Here is a 21,254-nt window from a genome sequence, read left to right on the forward strand (position 1 = left end):
GTGTAAAGTGTATCTTTGACGAACAAAACAATAAGAAGTGTCTCCTTTAGTCCTTTACATTTTACCGGCAGTGATAGCGTTTTTAACCAGTTTCATGGTCGGGAGATTGCTATGTACACAGAAGTTAGCGCGGTATTTTATTGATGATATAGGTGGAAAAAAACTACATCAAAGGGCGGTACCTGCCTCAGGAGGAATAGCATTGATAATTGGTGTTGTGCTACCAATTGTATTATTTGACCAAATTATAATCAACAGTGCCTATTTCTATTTTATGATGGGAGCAATAGGGATGTTTTTATTGGGCTTAGTTGACGACCTCAAACCCTTGGGATGGTTGCTTAAGCTTCTTTTTCAGATCGCAATTATTACTGCAGTGGTGGTTTTAGGAGATTTGCGGTTAGAGTCGGTATTGTTAGAACACAGTTTTTTTCGGTTACCTTATGCTTTGAGTGTTTTGATCAGTGTCGTGATGATCACTTTTTTAACTAATGCTTTTAATTTTATCGATGGCGTTGACGGGTTGGCGACGGCAGTAGCACTCGTATTTATATTAGGGTTATTGTATTTTCAGACGCCATTTTCGGGAGTCTTTTTGATGTGTCTGGCTGCTGCTTTATTCGGATTTAGGCAATTGAACCGCGAGCCGGCGGCGTTGTTTATGGGGGACAGCGGTTCATTATTCATTGGTTTCTGCTGTGCTTGTTTAGGAATTTTCTTTTTAGAAGCAGATCTGAATATCAACAACACGCAATTAGACTCATTTCAGCAACGTTTACCAGTTCTACTTGCGCTTTTTTGGTTTCCCATTGCAGATACGATTCGCGTCTTGATTTTGCGACTAAGCCGTAAACAATCACTTTTCAAAAGAGATAAATTACACAGTTATTCTTCGCTCCTGCGATTGGGACACAGCCATTCTAGAATTGTAACGCTTGTGGTGATTTTGACATTATTAAATGTATTTGGGGCTTGGTATTTAGAACCTCTTTTAGGAGTGTCGTTATTTCTGGTGGTACAAGTCGCATTTAGTATAGTACTGCATTTCTATCTCAATAGTTTGATCAAGAAGTTCACTTATCAAAAAGAAAGCAGCAATGGATGAGCCAAAAAAAATAGCGCTTGCATTGCCTTCTATTGAGGCCACGGCGGTAGATTATCTTGCTGAGGTTGTCAATCAAAATTGGGTAACTTCCGGTGGGCCCACGGGGACAAAATTTGAAAAGCAACTTCAAGAATTTCTTCAAACGGAGCGGGAAGTAGTGGCTTTAAACTCAGGAACGGCAGCCTTACATCTAGCTTTAAAATTAGCCGGAGTGCAACGCGACGATTTTGTGCTTTGCCAAACGATGAGTTTTGTGGCTTCGGCAAATCCTATAGACTATTTAGGTGCGATTCCTGTATTTATTGATAGTGAAAAGAGTACCTACAATCTTGCTCCTGAATATGTAAAGGAGGCTATTAAATGGTGCCTAAAACAAAACAAAAAGCCGGCGGCTCTGGTTGCGGTTCATTCCTTTGGGATTCCCTGTCAAGTAAAAGAAATAGCCAGGCTTTGCAAAGATTATGAGATTCCATTGATCGAAGATGCTGCCGAAGCTTTAGGGAGTAAGTATAAGAATCAACCTTGTGGACTTTTTGGCGATTATGGAATGCTATCCTTTAACGGTAATAAAATCATCACGACCGGTGGCGGTGGTGCGCTGATTTGTAAAGATACTCAAGAGGCCGAGGAAGCCCGGCATTTGTCGCGTCAGGCAAAAAGTACGGCAATAGGATTTGAACACGATGCGGTAGGCTTTAATTATGCAATGCCGGGATTAAATGCAGCGCTTGGTTTAAGTCAGTTACAAACGCTCACAGAACGAATTCAAAAGAAGCGGGAGCTTTATCAGTTTTATCAGGAATGCTTTGCCGAAATAGAAGAAATTGAAGTACTCAGCGTTCAAAATGAGGAATATTATGCGAATTATTGGCTGACTGTAATTCGATTTACAGGAAGTAATTCGACCAAAAATCCGGAACAATTTCAAGCTTTTTTAGCCAAAAAAGGTATTGAATCCCGTTTCCCGTGGAAGCCCTTGCATCTTCAAGAGATTTATGATGAACAGCATTATTTTGGAGCGCAGAACGCAGAGACCTTATGGAAGACCGGATTGTGTCTGCCATCTGGATGTGGTTTGATAAAAGAGGATCTTAACCGAATTCAGCAGGCAATAAATGCTTATTTTTCGGCTTAATTATGGAGATTTCTGAGCTTAAAAACCAAACCATTCTCATAACCGGCGCCGCTGGAAGCATTGGCCGCGAACTGGTTTTAGGCCTAGCGCAATACGAACCCCAGCAATTGATTCTGGTAGATATCTCCGAATTGGGAATGCATAGCTTACTACAAGAAATGGCGATACATTTTCCGAAGGTGAAGTTGACCTATTACCTAGAAAGTATTTGTGATGCTACTTTTATTGCGGCGTTATTTGAAAGACACCTCATCGATCTCGTTTTCCACGCAGCGGCCTATAAACACGTTTCTTTAATGGAAGTAAATGTGTGTGCAGCGGTGAAAACAAATATTAAGGGCGCCAAATTACTTATTGATACTTCCTGCAAACATAATATCTCAAGATTCATCTTTATTTCAACCGATAAGGCTGTTGAGCCGGTGAGTATAATGGGAATGACGAAAAAAGTGGTCGAAGAATATTTGCTTTTTAAAAAGACGGAAAATATAACGACACAGCTTAGTATTTTGCGTTTGTGCAATGTATACGATTCTTCGGGTTCTGTGGTTCCTGTGTTTAAAGAGCGAATAAAGCAAAATCTTCCGTTGGAAATAAAAGGGAATGATGTTCAACGCGCTTATATCCACAAAGATCAGTTATTACCAATGGTCCTTGCAATTCTTGATAGTGAGCACAGCGATGGAGTTTTTATCCCAAAGCATTTTTCGGTGCAGACCGTAGCACAAATTGCAAATCATTGGGTTCAAGAATTGTTAGGTAGTTCTTTGTCAGAGTATCCGGTAGTAAACAAAGCGCTTCCGGAGTATGAAAAAGAAAAAGAACTTCTGCACTTAAAAAGCGATACGGTACATTCAATGGATAATGATGTCTTGCTACGTATCGCCCCTTCCACAACGCAAATTGATATAGAAATGCTAACGCAGAGTATTAAGGCAGCTGAAGCATTTAAGGACGCTGAAGCACGTGTATTACTTCAGAAGCTTGCCATAGCTTAGCTAAAATTAGCATTGGTATTGCTAATGATTCGATCGAGATCTTGCTCGTATTTTCCGGCAAATTTCACCTTTTTCAAATTCTCAACGTGACGCATATGGTGCGTGTCTGTACCGATAAAATCATACATTCCTTCGCTGAGTAATTTCAGCGCGATTTTAGCAATACCGGGTCCGTAGTAACCGCTAATAGATAAAGCATTCAACTGAAATTTACAGATATTCTTAAGTTCGTTATAAGTATCGTATTTGGCGTGATAAAAAGCATAACGCTCAGGATGCGCCAAAACAGGTACAAAACCAGAATTACCTACTTTAAAAAGGATTTCTCTAAGGTTTACAGGGGGTTGTAAATACGACATTTCAACCAAAACATAGTTGTCTTTTAGCGGTAAGATCTGTTTGTTCTCCAAAAGATCTACAAGGCCGGAATCCATCATATATTCTGAGGAAGACCGGATGCTGAACTCCGAGTGGCCGTTTTCTTTTAGAAAGGTTTTCAGCGTAGCTTCAGCATCTAAAATAGTCTCAGGCGTATTGGGGTAATAATCACTCATCGTATGCGGTGTGCAAATGAGGTTGGTAATACCCATTTCCTTAAACTGCGTTAATAGCTGAAGAGAATCTTCGGGAGTTTTAGCTCCGTCGTCAATTCCCGGTAAAATATGATTATGAATATCGGTGAATTCACCCAGTTTAGCGGCAAGAAATTTTTTCGAACTGAAAATAGAGAACATTAAGCTGAAATTTTTGGCAAAAGTAAACAATTCTAAGCGGAGATAAAGAACGTAAAATTTAGTTTAATTTAAAATGCTATTCCGCAAAAAGAGGTTCTCTACGTTTCAGATGTGTGTACTGGAGGAAAGAATCAGCACGCTTCTTGATGTGGTAGAACGCATAAAAAGATTGCAGCTAATTGAGTATATTGCCCGGTGATGCGATTTACGAGACCCTTATATATGCTGTTTTGGTTGTGTTTTATTTTTACAAGCACTGCCCAAGAGTTGCCGCCTGTACTTAATTTTACTCCCGAGCAATACAATGCGGAAAACCAGAATTGGGATATTACACAAGGGGAGGATAAGCTTATCTACGTGGCCAATAATTCGGGATTGCTCGAGTATGATGGCGCCAAATGGCGTTTGTACCCTACTTCTAATAAAACCATTATGCGGTCCGTTGCGACTCAAGGTGATCTGATTTACACAGGGGCGTACATGGAATTTGGCTATTGGGAGCGTGGCAGTAATGGCTTGTTGCAGTATACGTCGTTAAGCGATAAATTAGATGAGCCACTTATTGAAGATGAGCAGTTTTGGAATATTATTTTGGTTGATAACCTCATTCTTTTTCAATCTTTAGATCGCATTTACAGCTACAATACAGAGACTTCAAATTTTCAAATCATTGATTCAGAATCGGCTATTGTACGGTCTTTTCTAGTTGGGAAATCCGTTTATTTTCAACAGGAAGGTTTGGGTTTGTACCAACTTCAGAACGGTCAACCCGTATTGATAGCTGACGCATTGCCGTTTTCAGACTACTTGTTGGTCGCATTGTATAGCAAGGATAATACACTAATGGTAGTCACCCAAAAACACGGGATTTTTCAGTTAAAGCCTAATGGCGAAATGTCGTCTTGGAACTATGAAGCACAAGATGCGATTGCTAACGAAACGGTGTATGCAGCGCTTCAACTATCTGATCAAACCCTGCTTTTAGGAACAATATCTAACGGCCTGTACCATCTTGATGCCTCGGGAAAGATAAAGTATCAAATTGATCAGGTTTCAGGACTTTCTAACAATACGGTACTGAGTCTTTGGGAAGATCAGGAGGCACACGTGTGGCTTGGTCTGGATAACGGGATCAGTGTGGTTAATAGCAATTCGGCTTTTAGAGTGTATACCGATTATGACGGGAGTTTAGGGGCGGTCTATGCGGCAAAGAAGCATAAGGGCTATTTATATCTGGGAACCAACCAAGGACTTTTTTATAAAAAGGATGCTGCTGCCAGTGAGGAATATCAACTTATTCCGGATACTAAAGGGCAGGTGTGGAGGTTGAACATTTTGGGTGATGCGCTTATTTGTGGCCATCACGAAGGAACTTTTCGTGTAGAAGAGAATAGAGTGATTCCCATAGCTAATATTGCCGGAACCTGGGATGTGCATCAATTGAACGATACGCTCGCGATTCAGGGTAATTATAGCGGACTCTATATTTTAGAGCGAAAGGAAACGGGATGGCAGTTACGCAATAAACTGGAAGGCTTTGATATCTCGAGCAGGTATTTTGCTTTTAGCGGTCCACAGGAGCTTTATGTAAGCCACGAATATAAAGGGGTTTTTAAATTGAATATTGATGATAGCTTTAGAACGATCACTGAATCCAGACTCCTGAAGCAGCTCCCTAAAGGTGCTAAGTCCAGTATTTTTAAATACAATAATGAAGTGCTATACGCCTATGAGGAAGGGATTTTTAGACTGAATAAGTCCGCGAAAGTTTTTGAAAAAGACAGCTTACTTTCTCGTACGTTTTTAGAATCAGGAGGCTATTCTTCGGGTAAACTTACCTATGACACCGGCAATAATAGGCTGTGGGCTTTCAATGAGCAGGAAGTGCTGTATTTTGAGCCCGGAATTCTTGCAGATCAGCTTAAAGTAAGAAGGATCGCCTTGCCTGCAAAAACAAGAAAGGATATTCCCGGTTTTGAAAACATTACCTATCTAGACGCAAATACCTATCTGCTGGGTAATGCAACGGGTTATATTGTTTTAGATACCGAAAAGCTTAGCGATGAAAAGTACTCTATAAAGCTTAGAACAATGAAGAACGGTAGTCGCGAAGGAGAATTGGTCACACTAGATCAAACAACTACCGAAGCATTTCATTACAAACAAAATACATTCGCTTTTGATTTTAGTGTAGCAGAATACGAGAAGTTTAGAGCAGTCGTCTATCAGTATCGTTTAAAAGGATTGTATGAAGAATGGACCAATTGGTCAACCAGTGCTACGGCCTCGTTTGAAAATTTACCACCGGGAACGTACACCTTTGAAGCTAGAGCACGCATAGGGGATCAATTATCAGAAAACACGCTGCACTATTCTTTTACCGTAGCACGCCCGTGGTATTTGTCTGTGGTTGCGATTATAATTTACGGAGTACTTCTTGTTTTAATATTTATAGGGATTCAGGTCGTTAACCGTAAGTTTTATAAAAGGCAAAAAGAACGGCTAATTGAGATCAATCAGCGTAAGTTGGAAGTAGCAACCTATGAGAATGAGCGCCGAATCATGAAACTGGAGAATGAGAAACTGCAACAAGATGTAGAAAGCAAGAACCGTGAATTGGCCGCTTCCACGATGAGTATTGTTAAGAAAAACGAATTGCTCAATGCTATTAAAAAAGAATTGGATTCGGATACTCAAGAAAATGAATTGAAATCCGTAATTAAGATTATAGATAAAAACCTGAACCCTAAAAAGGATTGGGAGTTTTTTAGAGAAGCATTCAATAATGCAGATAAAGACTTTCTAAAGAAAATTAAAGAGCAGCATCCTAAACTTACTCCAAACGATCTTAAACTCTGCGCATACCTTAGACTAAATTTATCCTCAAAAGAAATAGCGCCTCTTTTAAACATTTCTGTGAGAAGTGTAGAAATCAAAAGATACCGTTTACGCAAGAAAATGGAGTTAGAACACGAAGAAAGTCTTGTTGAGTATATTTTGTCGATTTAGATCACCTCATCAATTCTTAAAATCACCTATACATTACCTATACGAAAACGATAGTAATTTTATTTACAGCTATTTATAGCCTTTACATTTCTAAATTTAACAACTGCTAAAAAGCCTTATAGCGAAAGCGTTTGCGCTAAAAATTGAAGCATTTTCGATTTAATTAAGCATCTGTATATTTTTTGTTGAGGTCGTTTTCTCGAATACGATATAGTTATAAAATAGATTTGATTTCCAAATTAAAATTTATGAAATCATTTTTATCCTTGATCTTATTCGGGTTGCTCACTTCGGGGCTCTTTAGCCAGACCGGTACCGAAGTGCGCGTTACAGGTACTGTGACAGATATGTCAGGAATGCCACTGCCGGGAGTGAATGTCATTGTGAAAGGTTCTTCCTCAGGAACAAGTACAGATTTTGACGGTCTTTTCAGTTTAGATGTCCCGTCTTCGAGCATTTTAGTGTTTTCCTATTTGGGCTTTCAAACTCAGGAAATAGCCGTAAATGGGGCTGCAGACCTTAACGTGCAATTGGTTGAAGATACCAGTGCACTAGATGAAGTCGTCGTGGTTGGTTACGGAACGCAAAAGAAGAAAGAAATTACCGGTGCGGTAAGCGTTGTAGGTTCTGAAACAATTGAGGAGCAAAACCCTGTGCGGGTAGAACAAGCCTTACAAGGTCGTGTGGCCGGGGTAAATATCAGCTCCAATTCGGGATCGCCGGGTAGTGCTTCTACGATATCTATCCGTGGTATTTCTACCAACGGAGACAACCGACCTTTAATTTTGGTTGACGGTGCGGTGATCGAAGATCTTAGTGTGATCAACCCAAATGATATCGAGAGCATCAATGTTTTAAAAGATGCTACAGCCGGTATTTACGGGGTGCGAGCTGCAAACGGTGTGATCTTGATCACAACAAAGGGAGGTCGTAAAAACAGTGACCTCCGTGTAGACGTTGATACGTATGTAGGTCTGCAAGAAACCACACGTAAACTTCCGGTGCTTAATGCAACCGAATATGGTGTGATCATTAACGAGGCTTACGCAGCGGGCAATCAGGCGCTGCCATTCCCTAATCTTGCGGTTCTTGGTCAAGGAACCAACTGGCAGGATGAGGTGTTTAGACAAGCCTTACTCTCAGATATAAATGCTACCGTATATGGTGGTGGTGAAAAATCGGCGTATTCTGTAGGTGCAGGATATTTAGATCAGGATGGAATTGTTGGAGGCGGAGCGGTAAACTTCAACCGTTTTACAGGAAGAGGAAGTTACGATTATGATATTTTAGAAAATCTCAAGTTTTCTTCAACAGCGATCTATACGCACTCCAATAGAAAAACCCTTTCTGAAAATGCATTGGGATCTGTGTTGTTCAATGCGGTGAATATGGCGCCTACGTTCAGTGTTCGTGATGCCAATGGGGATTTTACGATTGCAAACGGTCTAGGGAATGAGGTGATCAACCCTATCGCGCAAATTGCGAATACCTTTAATACCAACGAGGTAGATAAGCTTACTGGGACGGTTGGACTTTCGTATAATTTCTGGAATCATTTTACGGCAGAATCACGCTATCAGTTCAACTATTCTGAAGTGCGTGGGCGTAGTTATTTACCGGCAGGATTGAATTTTGGAGACGGAAAAGTCTTCAACAATCTGGGGGTAAATCAATATTTTGTAAACGACAGTTTCTTTAGAGATTATACGTTTGATAACTTCTTGACTTATCAGAATACGTTTGCAGATGATCACAACCTTACCGTTTTATTAGGGATGTCTGCATTTAAAACCAGTGGTGAATTTTACAATTTCACAGGACGAGACGTGCCGGGAACTGCTTTTGGCGAAGCTACACTTGACGGTGCAGGCGAGGTGATCGATGCTCGTGACATCAGTGGCCCTGCTGAGTTTGATCAGCGCTTGCTTTCTTATTTTACGCGTGTTCAGTATAACTACAAAGAGCGTTATTTGCTTTCAGCAGTGTTACGCCGTGACGGTTCTTCAAACTTCGGACCGGAGAATAAATTTGGTTACTTCCCTTCGGCTTCTATTGGTTGGGTGGCGAGTGATGAACCCTTCTTCGGTTCTAGCGATTTGCTCAACTTTTTAAAGCTTAGAGCGAGTTACGGTATTTTGGGTAATGACCGTATTGGAGCGTTTGGTTACGTTTCTACACTTAATGCAGAAGGAACTTACGTGTTTGATGACGAACTCGTGAACGGAGTTGCTGCTGGTCAGCTTTCTAACCCTGAAATTAAATGGGAGCGTCAGAAGACCTTTGATGTCGGTTTTGATGCACGCTTGTTCAATAATCGGATCGATCTTACGATGGACTATTTTAAGCGTCGTACCGATGATTTATTGCTAGTGCCTCAGGTTTCGGGAATTTTAGGAGTTTATGCGCCGGGTGCAGGAGCTCCAATCGTAAATGCCGGAAGTGTTGAGAACCAAGGATTAGAATTCTCGGTTTCTTATGATCAGCCAATTGGTGACGATGCGGGATTCAATTTGAGCTACAACTTCACCACACTGAAAAACGAAGTGCTTGAAGTAGGAAATGAAAGTGGCTTTATTCCGGGTGGAAGTTTTGGTTTCGGTCAGGAGCCGCCTGCACGTATGGAAGCCGGCTTTCCAATCGGGTATTTCTACGGTTTACAAACCAACGGTATTTTTCAATCTCAAGCTGAAGTTGATGCGCACGCAACACAAACCGATGCTACCTTGGGAGATTTACGCTACGTAGATCAAAACGGAGATGGTGTCATTAATGGCGATGATCGTGTGAATATTGGCGACCCAATTCCAGATGTTACGATGGGTCTTAATTTAGGATTCAACTATAAGAATTTTGACTTTACGGCTTATGCATTTGCTTCCATAGGCAATGACATAGTACGCTCGTACGACCGTAATCAAAACCTGACCAATAAAACCAATTATGTCTTAGACCGTTGGACGGGACCGGGATCTACAAACAGCTATCCACGCGTAACCGTTGGGCCTAACTCTAACCTGTTGTTCTCCGATTTTTATGTAGAAGACGGTTCGTATGTAAGATTACAAAACGTGCAGTTAGGTTATAGTTTAGGCAATGAAGTCTTAGATCAATTAGGCATTAGAAAACTACGTTTTTACTTGGCGGTGACCAATGCGTTTACGCTAACAGAGTATAAAGGATACGATCCTTCAGCTTCTTCGGGAGCACCGATTGGTGGCGGAATCGACCAAGGGTTTTACCCGGTGCCACGTACATATACTGCAGGAATGAACTTCAAATTTTAAAAGAAGAGCGATGAAAAAATATAATATACAACGTGCATTTTTAAGCCTTTTAGCCGCAGTGCTCATGGTGGCTTGCGGGGACGACTTTGTAGAAGTCGACCCTATCAATGAGAATTCAGAAGATTTTTTCAATACTGAAGAAGATTATCAGGAAGCCTTAGTTGGCGCGTACGATCTGTTACAAGCAACCTATTTGAATGTAATGGTCGGTGAGATTGCTTCAGACAATACCCTTGCCGGTGGCGAGAGCGCTACCGACACGCCGGGGATTCAGGAAATTGATAATATGACCCACACCCCGGTCAATCAGCAACTACGCGACATCTGGGGATGGATGTTTGCCGGAGTAAACCGTGCAAACTACATTCTGGAATTTCAGGATAAAATCGATTTTTCAGGAAAAGATCAAATCATTGCGCAAGCGCGTTTTTTACGTGCTTACTATTATTTTGAATTGGTAAAATGGTTTGGTGATGTGCCGTTAGCGGTAGATCAACGTCTTTTATTTGGAGATCAATTTAATGTTGATAGAACTCCGAAAGCAGAGGTTTACGCCCAAATTGAGCAGGATCTCATTTTTGCTGCGGAAACGCTTCCGGCAACTCAGGCAGAAGAAGGCCGAATCACCAGTGGAGCCGCAAGAGCATTGTTAGGGAAAGCCTATCTGTATCAAGATAAATTTACCGAAGCTGCAAGCGCTTTAGACCAGGTGATCGCCGGTCCTTATGACTTGGTAGACGATTATTCCACCATTTTTGAGTTGGAAGGAGAGAACAATATCGAGTCGGTTTTTGAAGTACAATACACCGATAAAGAAGGAGCAGGTTTTGGATGCTTGCAGTGTAGTGAAGGAAATGTCGCGGTTGGTTTCAACGGAATCCGTAATTACAGCGGACCTTTATTTGACTCAGGATTCAGCTTTAACGTTCCTGTACAGGAAGCTTATGATGCTTTTGAGCCGGGAGATATGCGTCGCGATATCGCTATTTTGAATATCGAAGAATTTGCCGCTGCAAACGGCGCTACGTACAATGAAGGTTACGAGCATACCGGCTTCTATAACCGAAAATACATTGCGCGTAAAGGGGATGCCAATTTGGGAGATGCCAATCTTACCAATCCTAACAATTATCGTTCTATTCGTTTTGCAGATGTGTTGCTTATGGCAGCAGAGGCACACAACCGTAAGGCAAACGCTAACGATGCCTTGGCAAGAGAATACTTAAACCGTGTACGTCGTCGTGCTTTTGGCGATACCGATCACGACATAGCTGCAAGTGGCGCCACGCTTACCGATTTTATTTTAGAAGAAAGAAGGCTAGAACTTGTAGGTGAAGGACACCGCTTCTTCGACTTGGTACGTACCGGCAGAGCGGCACAAAACATACCGGGCTTTACAGCTAATAAAAACGAATTATTCCCAATCCCAACAATAGAGATTCAGTTGGCTGGAAATCGCTGGGAACAAAATCAAGGATACTAATTAATACACTAGGATACGATGAAAATTTTACGATTACTAATAGCATTTTTGGCAGTAGCCCAAATCTTTACCGCTTGTGAAGATGATGTAATTACAAATTATGCATTACAAGAAATTTCTGCACCTACCGGTGTTACCGCAAACTTTGCGATCACACAGGACGATACGGGGATGGTAACTATTACTCCGGTAGGAGAAGGTGCTTCAACCTTTACCATAGATTTTGGTGTTGAAGGGGAAACACCAATTACTATAAACGCAGGAGAAAGCACGACTTATACCTATGCCGAAGGGGAGTATCTGGTGCGTATCACGGCAACAGGAGCAACAGGTTTAACCAGCGAGTTCAACCAGATGATCAAAGTATCGTTTACGGCACCAGAAAATCTGGATTTTGAAACTACCGTGAGCGGACTTACTGCTGTGGTCACACCATCAGCAGACAACGCAACTATGTTTGATGTGTATTTTGGTGCAAGTGATGAGGAAGAAGCAGTTACGGTTATGGCTGGTAGCGCTGCAGAGTTTACTTATGAAGAACCCGGCGATTATAGGGTACGTGTTGTGGCTAAGGGCGCGAGTGTAAATACTATTGAATTGACTAAAACAGTAACGATTACCGGTGCTGTAGATCCTATGGCATTACCAATCACCTTTGATGATCCTACTGTAAATTACGCGTTCGGAACCTTTAACGGTGCTGCTTTTGAAGTGGTAACCAATCCTGATCTTTCCGGAGCTAACACTACTGAATCTAACGTAGGAGGGATCACAAATTCCGGTGCACAGTACGAAGGTGGAGCATTCACTTTAGGTACTCCGGTTGACTTCAGCGGAGCGAATAAAACCATCACTCTGAAATTCTGGTCTGATGTTGAAGTTCCGGTATTATTGAAATTTGAAGGAGGCCTTAACGGAGAACGTCAAAACGAGATCACCAAAACCCATAGTGGTTCAGGATGGGAAACTTTAAGCTTTGATTTTGCTACCGAAGCTGTAAAAAGCTACATCGACGGAAGCCAGGGTGTAGGTGAACCTTTTGTACCTACTGGGCAATATGCAACGATGGTGATTTTTGTGGATGGTCCGGGTACCACAGCAGGAACCTTTTACATCGACGATGTAGAGCAAACCGGCGGTGCGACTGAGCCAATGATGGCTGCGCCAACTCCGGAAGCTGCAGAGGCAGATGTGCTTTCGATTTTCAGTGATTCTTATACAGATCCTACTTCGGTAAATTATTTCCCAAATTGGGGACAATCAACAACCTATGAGCAAGTAGATCTAGCTGGAAACGCTGCAATTAAATACGGAAACGCAAACTATCAGGGAATCGATCTTGGCGATGAGTACGATGCTTCCGGATACGAATTTGTGCATATCGATGTTTGGTCTGCAGATTATGCAAGCATTCCGTTTTTCATCATTGATACTTCAGGAGAGCGTCCGGTAAACCTAGAGGTAACCGCAGGAGAATGGACAAGTATCGATATTCCGCTTTCAGCATTTACTGATCAGGAAATTTCGGTAACTAATGTATTCCAATTCAAGTTTGATGTGCAGCCTGATAACGGCGGAACCTTCTACATAGATAATTTATACTTCTACAACCAAGCGGCTGCAGCGCCAGAAAACCCAGAAGCGGCAGCACCGGCACCCACTTTTGATGCGGCAAATGTGCTTTCGATCTTTAGTGACTCGTATACAGATCCTGCATCAGTGAACTATTACCCGAATTGGGGGCAATCAACAACCTATGAGCAAGTAGATCTAGGTGGAGACGCTGCAATTAAATACGGAAACGCAAACTATCAAGGAATCGATCTTGGCGGAGAGTATGATGCTTCCGGATACGAATTTGTGCATATCGATGTTTGGTCTGCAGATTATGCAAGCATTCCATTTTTCATTATTGATACTTCAGGAGAGCGTTCGGTAAACTTAGAAGTGACTACCGGAGAATGGACGAGTATCGATATTCCTCTTTCAGCATTTACTGATCAGGGAATTTCGATAACTAATGTATTCCAATTCAAGTTTGATGTGCAGCCTGATAATGGCGGAACCTTCTACATAGACAACGTATACTTCCACAACTAGGAATTAAATTATAAGATATCATGAAAAAGATAATTCAAATAACATCCTATTGCTTGCTGCTGTTTTTAGCAGTAGGCTGTCAGGATGATGACAATACTCTGGAGCAAATTCTGGTACCCCAAAATCTTGAGGTGACTATGGATGTAACGGAAGATGGCTCAGGAAACGTCACCTTTACCGCAACCGCAGACAATGCGGTGACCTACAGATTTGCTTTTCCTGACGGAACCACAGCGGTTGCGCCTAGTGGAGTGTACACAAAGCGCTTTACAAAATCCGGACTCAATACGTATCAGATAACGGTAATGGCGTACGGTCAGGGAGGTGTGAATAGTTCGAAGCTAGTAGAAGTAACGGTAGAAAGCGATTTCTCAGATCCAGAAGCGATCGAGTTGTTAACCGGTGGCGGAAGCAAAACCTGGTATTGGGCAGCAAGTGAACCCAACCATTTGGGTGTGGGGCCTAATAATGATGATGCTACGCAAAACTACTTTTGGGCGTATTTTTCATTTACAGAGCCTTTTGCGTTGGCCAATATTCCAGCGGCGACCTGTGCGTATGACGATGAGTTTATTTTCAGTACCACGACCGGTGAAGATTTGACCTATGAGTATGATAACAACGGGGCAAGTTTCTTTAACAGAAGCTATGCGAGCGTGGTTAATGGGCAATCACCAGACGATAGCTGTTATGAGTTTGATACCTCTGGCGAGCGTGCGGTGAGCTTAGCACCATCAGAATCTGTGGTTGCTGCAGAGCGCAAGCGTGGTACCACGATGACCCTTACAAACGATGGTTTTATCGGGTATTATATTGGCACCAATGAATATGAGATTCTTTCACTCACCGAAAACCGTATGCTACTTAGAGCAATACAAGGCAACGATCAAGGTTTGGCGTGGTATATCATTTTAACTGCTGAAAAGCCGGTGCAAGGTAGCGGACCGCAAGCGGAAGAAGATGATTTTCCAAACTTAGTTTGGTCAGACGAATTTGACACTGACGGTGCTCCTGATCCTGCAAACTGGACCTATGATTTAGGCAATGGTCAAGCAGGTTGGGGAAATAATGAATTACAATATTATACAGACCGAAGCGACAATGTAGTGGTTGAAGACGGAGTATTAAAGATCACTGCGCAACGCGAAAGTTATATGGGATTTGACTTTACTTCGGCACGTTTGAAGTCTGAAGGTTTACAGGAATTTACTTTTGGTCGCTATGAGATCAGAGCCAAGTTACCGGAAGGTGTTGGTACTTGGCCTGCGATCTGGATGTTGGGAGCAGATTATATGACCAATCCGTGGCCGGGAACGGGAGAGATCGATATTATGGAGCACGTAGGTCGCAATCAGAACGAGGTTTTATCTACGCTGCATTTCCCCGGGAATTCTGGAGCAAATGCAATTTCAGAAGCAACAACAGTAGAAACGGTAAGTAGTGAATTCCACGTGTATGCGGCAGAATGGACTGAGACGCAAATTCGTTTTTATGTAGATGACGAGTTGTATCACATTTTTCAAAATGACGAAACCAAGCCTTTTAACAAGGACTTCTTTATGATCCTCAATGTCGCTATGGGTGGAAATCTTGGAGGTGATGTCGATGCCTCTTTTTCTCAGAGCGCTATGGAAGTAGATTATGTACGCGTCTACCAGCGCGATTAATTTGAAAGAAAAAACGATGAAACAGTTCAAAATTGTATTGATCGCAGTTTTTGCACCGCTCTTTGCGTCAGAAGCCCAAACCAAAGGAATCAACGATTTGGATCCTGTGGTAGAGCACAAAATTGATTCGATTCTAGAATTGATGACGGTAAAGGAAAAGGTAGGTCAAATGGTGCAATACAACGGAAGCTTTGATGTAACCGGTGCGCCATCTGATATCGACTCCAAAACCAAACTTCAAAAACTTAAGAATGGTGAAGTTGGTTCTATGCTGAATGTACTCACTGCTGAAGCTACCCGCGAAGCACAACAGGTCGTGATGGAAAATTCAAGACTGAAGATTCCGTTGCTTTTTGGCTATGATGTGATTCACGGTTATAAAACCATGTTCCCGGTGCCTTTAGGAGAAAGCGCAAGCTGGGATCTCGACGCGATGGAATTAAGTGCAAGTATCGCCGCTAAAGAAACAGCCGCGGCCGGAGTGCACTGGACTTTCGCACCAATGATCGATGTGTCTCGCGATGCACGCTGGGGTCGTATTATGGAAGGTGCCGGTGAAGATCCTTATCTCAATGCGGTAATCGGTGTGGCACGCATTAAAGGTTTTCAAGGCAGCGATTTGGCAGATGTTGCCACCATTGCCGCTTGTGCAAAACACTTTGCAGGTTATGGCTTTGCCGAAGCAGGCAGAGATTACAACACGGTAAACGTAGGGACTTCTGAGTTGCAAAATGCGATTTTGATGCCGTTTAAAGCAGCTGCCGAAGCTGGTGTAGCGACCTTTATGAACTCGTTCAACGAGATCGATGGGGTGCCTTCAACTGCATCGACTTACTTGCAGCGTGATATTTTAAAAGGCGTTTGGGACTATAAAGGTTTTATGGTTTCAGACTGGGGTTCTATTGCCGAGCTGATTCCGCACGGCTATGCTGAAGATAAAATGCAGGCGGGCGAATTGGCTGTAGTTGCCGGTAGTGATATGGATATGGAAGGCCGTGTGTATGAAGAAGCACTTGAGCCTTTGGTGAATGAGAATACTATTGACGAAGCCCTTCTAGATGATGCGGTACGACGTATTTTAAGAGTGAAATTTCATCTGGGACTTTTTGAAGATCCGTATAAATACAGTGATGCACAACGCGAACAAGAAGTATTACTTGCAGAAGCGCACCTTGAAGCTGCCCGAGATATAGCACGTAAATCCATCGTCTTGCTCAAAAATGAAAATTCGGTTTTACCACTAAGTAAAGCGTTAGAAAGTATTACCGTGATCGGTCCGTTGGCAGACGATAAAGATTCCCCATTAGGAAACTGGCGCGCTCAGGCCGATAAGAATTCCGCGGTTTCTGTTTTAGAAGGAATTCAAAACGCGGTGGGCAAAGAGGTTCAAATCAATTATGCTAAAGGTGCTGATTTAGGAATGGGAGAACGTAGTTTCTTGATGCCGCTAGAAATCAATGATACTGATACTTCCGGCTTTGCTAAAGCTATTGAAGCCGCCAAGAAGTCTGAGGTGGTTGTTATGGTTTTAGGTGAAGATGCCTTTCAAACCGGTGAAGGCCGCAGTCAAACCGGGATTCAATTGCGCGGTGTTCAGCAGGAATTGCTTGACGAGGTCGTCAAAGTAAACCCGAACGTGGTGCTGGTATTGATGAATGGCCGTCCTTTAGATATAAGTAAGCCTAACGAAGAAGTTTCAGCGATCGTAGAAACTTGGTTTTTAGGTTCGCAAGCGGGTAATGCCATTGCAGATGTACTTTTTGGAGCCTACAATCCGTCAGGGAAATTACCGATATCTTTTCCACGAAATGTAGGTCAAGAACCTTTATACTATAATCAAAAAAATACAGGAAGACCTGCGAGCGATATGGTGACCTATTCAGGTTATCAAGACAGTTCGCGTGAAGCCTTGTTTCCTTTCGGTTTCGGGTTGAGCTATACAACTTTTGAATATGGAGCGATCAGCCTAAGCGCAAGTGAATTTTCAGGCGAAGAAAAACTAGAGGTTACTATAGAATTAACCAATACAGGAGCTGTTGCCGGTAAAGAAACGGTACAGCTGTATCTTAGAGATTTGGTTGCAAGCCGAACACGTCCCGTCAAAGAATTACGAGACTTTAAGCAGGTAAGCTTAAAGCCCGGAGAAACTAAAAAAGTGACGTTTGAAATTTCAGCAAAAACTTTAGAATTCTATACTGCTAACAATACTTGGGAAGCAGAGTCAGGAAGCTTCAAAGTGATGTTGGGAAGCAATTCAAGGGATTTAAAAGAAGCAAGCTTTCAATATAAAAAGTGATGAAAAAAGTTCTAGTAGTTATAGCAATAATCAGTTTCGGAGTTCACGCACAAGAGCGTGAATTGATGTGGTCTGATGAGTTTAACGGCGATGCCTTAGACCTCACTTCGTGGAATTTTGAACTTGGAGACGGTTGCCCTAATCTTTGTGGTTGGGGAAATAATGAGCGTCAAGTTTATACCAAAGAGAATCACCGCTTAGAAAACGGCAAGTTGATTATTACCGCAAAAAAGGAAGGAGATCTTTACACTTCAACCCGCATAACCTCACAAGGAAAACACGAATTTCAGTATGGAAGAATGGAAGCGCGTGCAAAGGTAGCGGTGGGACAGGGGATTTGGCCTGCATTCTGGATGTTGGGAAGCGATATTAAAGAAGTTGGCTGGCCGGCTTGTGGCGAGATCGATATTTTGGAGTACGTGGGTAGAGAGGAAGATATGGTGTACACCACCTTACACGTGCCTGCGGGGCACGGCGATAGTGCTTTCAGTAAAAAAACGAAGTTTGAGGATATTGAAGAGGGCTATCACGTGTATGCAGCAGAATGGTCACCGGAGCAAATTGAGTTTTTCGTAGATGATCAATCGGTCTTTGTGTATAGTCCTGAAGATAAGACCAAAGCAGTTTGGCCGTTTGACCAGCCTTTTTACTTCATTATTAATCTGGCCATCGGCGGAAACTTTGGTGGGCCCGAAGTAGATGATTCGATTTTTCCGCAGGAATATGCGATAGATTATGTACGGGTATACCAGTTAGAACCTTAGTTTAGTTTCATAAATACGTTGTTTGTTTTAAGGTCTTGTGTGATGCGCAAGGCCTTTTTTTATCGAAGCACATAAGATGATCTAAATAGCAAGTATATTTGCAGTCTATGAGTACACTTACCTCAATTACGATTAGACCAGAACTGCTGGAAAATCGAGAATACATTCTTCAGCAAGCCTTGGGGAAAACGAAGATCAAAGCGGTATCTGTGATCGATTGGCGTATTAGAAAGCGCTCTATAGATGCTAGAAATAAGCCTATAAAATTACAATTGCAGATTGAAATTTGGCAGCAAGGTGAACAGCGCGAACCTTTAAATCGTTTTGTACCGAAAGAGGTAAGTAATGCACCAAAGATTGCCATTATAGGCGCCGGTCCTGCCGGATTGTATGCTGCATTGCGCGCTATTGAAGCCGGCTTGAGGCCCATTGTTTTTGAACGTGGTAAAGACGTGCGCGAGCGCCGAAGAGATTTAGCAAAGATCAATAAAGACCAGCTTGTAAATCCGGAATCTAATTATTGTTTTGGGGAAGGTGGCGCCGGAACTTATTCTGACGGAAAATTATATACCCGTTCAAAAAAGCGCGGTAATGTGCTTAAAGGATTAGAATGGCTGGTGCATTTTGGTGCAGACGAAGATATTTTGGTAGATGCGCATCCACATATCGGGACCAATAAATTGCCAAAAGTAATTTCTGCAATGCGGGAAGCGATCATCGCTGCAGGCGGAGAAGTGCATTTTAATGCAAAACTCACCGATATTCATATTGAAAATAAGATCTTAAAAGGCATTGTGATCAATGAAGAAAAGCAATACACTTTTGATGAGGTGGTTCTGGCGACTGGGCATTCAGCTCGAGATATTTTTTATTTAATGCATGAGAAAGGCGTGAAGATCGAAGCCAAACCTTTTGCGCTGGGTGTACGCGCCGAACATCAGCAGGAAGTGATCAATTATATTCAGTATCACGGGGAAACTGACAATCCGTACTTGCCGCCTGCCGCTTACAGTCTGGTGGAGCAGGTGGATGGGATGGGTGTGTATTCATTTTGCATGTGCCCCGGTGGGATCATCGCGCCTTGTGCTACCCAACAGGAAGAAGTGGTCACCAACGGCTGGAGCCCCAGTAAACGAAATAATCCGTACGCCAATTCTGGAATTGTAGTAAGTGTAGCACCTAAAGATTTACCCAATTATGCTCCAGATGATCCTTTTGTTAGTTTGAATTTTCAGAAGGAAGTTGAACGTGCCTGCTGGATTGCGGGTGGGAAAACACAACAAGTTCCGGCTCAACGTATGACTGATTTTGTAAATGGAAGATTAAGTAATGATTTTCCAAAAACCTCCTATCAACCGGGAATTGTGAGTGCCGATTTGAATAAAGTACTTCCAAAATTAATAGCAAACCGACTCAAGAAAGCGTTTGTGCTTTTCAATAAGAAAATGCCGGGATACCTTTCTAAAGAAGCGGTATTGCACGCGCCCGAAAGTCGCACCTCATCTCCGGTTTCTATTCCTAGAAACCTGAAAACTTTAGAACATATTGAAGTTAAAGGATTGTATCCGTGTGGAGAAGGAGCAGGCTATGCCGGCGGAATTATGTCTGCTGCCATCGACGGTATTAACTGTGTAGATGCGATAGCCAAGAAATACCAGTTGGTATAAAATGACAAAGCTCTGCATTAGGCAGAGCTTTGTATGTTTTAAAAGCTGAAAAACAGACTTGATTATTCAGCTTCTGGAGTAGTAACAGCAGCGCTGTCAACTACAACTTCAGCAGGAGCTTCAACAGGAGCTTCTTCTAAAACAGGAGCTTCAGGAGTTACTTCCTCCATTGAAGTTTCTTGCATAGACTCATCAGTAGTTGCTTCTGCAGACTCTCTACAAGAAGAAACAGTGATCATTAAACTCAGTGCGAAACCAGCTAAAATATTGCGTTTCATAGAATGTGATTTATTGCGTTAAAAATGCGAGCGAATGTAATTTAAATTCTAATTCGTGCAACAAAATCAGATACTATTTTTTCAAAAAAATAAACGTTTTTTTAGCGGTGTATTTTTGAATTTAATTACCTGATAATTAAATTATTGAGTTGTTTTTATTCTTTTGAATACGCAATAAACAACCCTTACTACGCATACACATTCGCTAATGACGAAATTCTGGACGCCAAAATCTCATCACGAGAAGCATTTTCGGTAAAATTTGCTTTCAGTTTTTTAAATTCTAATAGGGTATAATTACGCACTATTTGTTCTAAAATAAGTCCTCTCGATTTTCTAAAATGCGCCAAGTTGATGCGCAAGGTATCAGGGTTTGTGGTTAAGGTGATTTTATCGCGTTTTAAAACATTCCAATACGTATGTATGATCAAATTCTCATGGGTTGAGGTATTGATGTGATGCAATAATTGCTGAGTCAATTGTGCATCGTCATTATTTAAATGCTCTAAAAGATGTTTTTGAAAAAACGAACTGTTGATGACTTGAGTAGCACGGCGCACCGCACTATCTACAAGACTGTTATTTCCTTGATAAACTAAATTCATTCGGGTTAGGCTTAGGTTTAAAATTCTTGTTGGTTGCTGTGGTTAAACGAATTACAACGTTTTCTACAGCTAAAAATTTGAACGCGCAGTAAAACATTATATATTAGGGTTTTAGTTGAAATGATAAAA

The 21,254-nt window shown here is 42.0% G+C and carries 14 protein-coding genes; 11 read left to right on the plus strand and 3 right to left on the minus strand.

Annotated features, from left to right (window positions below; genetic code table 11):
- The first annotated feature begins 94 nt into the window (after positions 1–94).
- Genes BUA96_RS15375 through BUA96_RS15385 form a run of 3 tightly spaced genes read left to right on the plus strand, consistent with a single transcriptional unit; the run spans position 95 to position 3,238 of the window.
- On the plus strand, positions 95–1,105 hold the full coding sequence (locus tag BUA96_RS15375; protein ID WP_072984595.1) for an MraY family glycosyltransferase: 1,011 nt from the start codon (positions 95–97) through the stop codon (positions 1,103–1,105).
- Complete coding sequence (locus BUA96_RS15380; RefSeq protein ID WP_072984597.1) at positions 1,098–2,240, plus strand: aminotransferase class V-fold PLP-dependent enzyme; 1,143 nt, start codon at positions 1,098–1,100, stop codon at positions 2,238–2,240. The genes BUA96_RS15375 and BUA96_RS15380 overlap by 8 nt, the downstream gene beginning before the upstream one ends.
- A 2-nt stretch (positions 2,241–2,242) precedes the next feature.
- Positions 2,243–3,238, plus strand: coding sequence for a polysaccharide biosynthesis protein (locus BUA96_RS15385; protein ID WP_072984599.1), 996 nt, complete (start codon positions 2,243–2,245; stop codon positions 3,236–3,238).
- On the opposite strand, the gene BUA96_RS15390 is transcribed toward BUA96_RS15385, so the two are convergent.
- Complete coding sequence (locus BUA96_RS15390) at positions 3,235–3,972, minus strand: tyrosine-protein phosphatase (protein ID WP_072984601.1); 738 nt, start codon at positions 3,970–3,972, stop codon at positions 3,235–3,237. The genes BUA96_RS15385 and BUA96_RS15390 overlap by 4 nt on opposite strands.
- Before the next feature lie 198 nt (positions 3,973–4,170).
- Here BUA96_RS15390 and BUA96_RS15395 point away from each other — a divergent pair, with 198 nt between their 5' ends.
- From BUA96_RS15395 to BUA96_RS15430, 8 genes are all read left to right on the plus strand, one after another.
- Positions 4,171–6,981, plus strand: a complete 2,811-nt coding sequence (locus BUA96_RS15395; RefSeq protein WP_072984603.1) for a triple tyrosine motif-containing protein — start codon at positions 4,171–4,173, stop codon at positions 6,979–6,981.
- Between the two features lie 248 nt (positions 6,982–7,229).
- Positions 7,230–10,265: a SusC/RagA family TonB-linked outer membrane protein gene (locus BUA96_RS15400; RefSeq protein ID WP_072984605.1), complete on the plus strand. Its 3,036-nt coding sequence runs from the start codon at positions 7,230–7,232 to the stop codon at positions 10,263–10,265.
- Positions 10,266–10,275: 10 nt separating this feature from the next.
- Positions 10,276–11,748: a RagB/SusD family nutrient uptake outer membrane protein gene (locus tag BUA96_RS15405; protein ID WP_072984607.1), complete on the plus strand. Its 1,473-nt coding sequence runs from the start codon at positions 10,276–10,278 to the stop codon at positions 11,746–11,748.
- A gap of 18 nt (positions 11,749–11,766) precedes the next feature.
- Positions 11,767–13,848: a COG1470 family protein gene (locus BUA96_RS15410; RefSeq protein ID WP_072984609.1), complete on the plus strand. Its 2,082-nt coding sequence runs from the start codon at positions 11,767–11,769 to the stop codon at positions 13,846–13,848.
- Positions 13,849–13,868: 20 nt separating this feature from the next.
- Positions 13,869–15,515 (plus strand): family 16 glycosylhydrolase, encoded by a 1,647-nt coding sequence (locus tag BUA96_RS15415; protein ID WP_072984611.1) that lies wholly within the window; start codon positions 13,869–13,871, stop codon positions 15,513–15,515.
- 16 nt (positions 15,516–15,531) lie between these two features.
- The gene (gene bglX, locus BUA96_RS15420) at positions 15,532–17,811 is read left to right on the plus strand and encodes a beta-glucosidase BglX (protein ID WP_072984613.1); all 2,280 of its coding nucleotides are present in this window, start codon (positions 15,532–15,534) and stop codon (positions 17,809–17,811) included.
- Positions 17,811–18,575 carry a glycoside hydrolase family 16 protein gene (locus tag BUA96_RS15425; RefSeq protein WP_072984615.1) on the plus strand — a complete coding sequence of 255 codons (765 nt, stop codon included), beginning with the start codon at positions 17,811–17,813 and terminating at the stop codon, positions 18,573–18,575. The genes bglX and BUA96_RS15425 overlap by 1 nt, the downstream gene beginning before the upstream one ends.
- A 107-nt stretch (positions 18,576–18,682) precedes the next feature.
- Positions 18,683–20,242, plus strand: coding sequence for an NAD(P)/FAD-dependent oxidoreductase (locus BUA96_RS15430; RefSeq protein ID WP_072984617.1), 1,560 nt, complete (start codon positions 18,683–18,685; stop codon positions 20,240–20,242).
- A 62-nt stretch (positions 20,243–20,304) separates the two neighbouring features.
- Here BUA96_RS15430 and BUA96_RS15435 read toward each other — a convergent pair whose 3' ends face one another.
- Both BUA96_RS15435 and BUA96_RS15440 read right to left on the minus strand, forming a co-directional pair.
- On the minus strand, positions 20,305–20,520 hold the full coding sequence (locus BUA96_RS15435) for a hypothetical protein (protein WP_072984619.1): 216 nt from the start codon (positions 20,518–20,520) through the stop codon (positions 20,305–20,307).
- A 188-nt stretch (positions 20,521–20,708) separates the two neighbouring features.
- Positions 20,709–21,125, minus strand: a complete 417-nt coding sequence (locus BUA96_RS15440; protein WP_072984621.1) for a hypothetical protein — start codon at positions 21,123–21,125, stop codon at positions 20,709–20,711.
- Between the last annotated feature and the right edge of the window lie 129 nt (positions 21,126–21,254).

Source organism: Leeuwenhoekiella palythoae (assembly GCF_900130045.1).
Classification (GTDB): Bacteria; Bacteroidota; Bacteroidia; order Flavobacteriales; family Flavobacteriaceae; genus Leeuwenhoekiella; species Leeuwenhoekiella palythoae.